The sequence below is a fragment of the Pseudoalteromonas rubra genome, assembly GCF_005887095.1.
Classification (GTDB): domain Bacteria; phylum Pseudomonadota; class Gammaproteobacteria; order Enterobacterales; family Alteromonadaceae; genus Pseudoalteromonas; species Pseudoalteromonas rubra_E.
Genome location: NZ_PNCI01000064.1, coordinates 1 through 662, shown reverse-complemented (window position 1 = coordinate 662; position 662 = coordinate 1). Strand labels below are relative to the sequence as shown.

The 662-nt window shown below is 52.1% G+C and carries 1 protein-coding gene; it reads left to right on the top strand.

Features of this window, described 5'->3' with window-relative positions; all coding sequences use genetic code 11:
- Window positions 1-662, top strand: a 662-nt coding sequence (locus CWB99_RS24235) for an RHS repeat protein (protein WP_171045424.1), incomplete at both ends; no start/stop codon positions are given.

Sequence of the window (662 nt, the reverse complement as noted above, 5' to 3'; positions counted from 1 at the left end):
ACAACATTTGAGTACGATATCCTGAACCGCGTTACCACAGTCAATGGTGTTGAGCGCTATGTCTATGACCCCAATGGCAATCTCAAGAACAAAGATGGCTGGACACAAGATTATGGCAAGGCAGGCGAGCCCTTACATGCCATCTATAAGCGGGTTAAAGGCACACAGACCGAGACCTTCGGCTATGATGCCAATGGTAATCAGACAGACGCAACGGTCTGGCTCAATGGGGTGTTGCAGACCCGTTCACTGATTTACAGCGCCCGTAACAAGGTCATCCAAATCAGCCAAAATGGCGAGGTGATAAACTTTGAGTACGACGCCAATAACCGCCGTTATAAGCGTACCGAGGGCAATAAAACCATCTACTACGTAGGTGCACTGGAAATAGTGGACGAAGGCGCAGGCGGCGGTGAATTTGCGAACCAGAAGTACATACGCCGCAGCATCAACGGCGATGCGGTGCAAACCTACCACCCCAATGGCCAGGCAAGCATGCAATGGCTGTTCACCGACCATCAGGGCTCGGTGGTGGCAATCACCGACAACGCCGGTAAATTCCTCAAGCGCTTTAGCTACGATGTGTTTGGTAAACAAAGCGAGATAGTCAGGCCACCCAGCAGTGACGCCAGCTACACCCACTGGTCCACAGCAAGCATGGG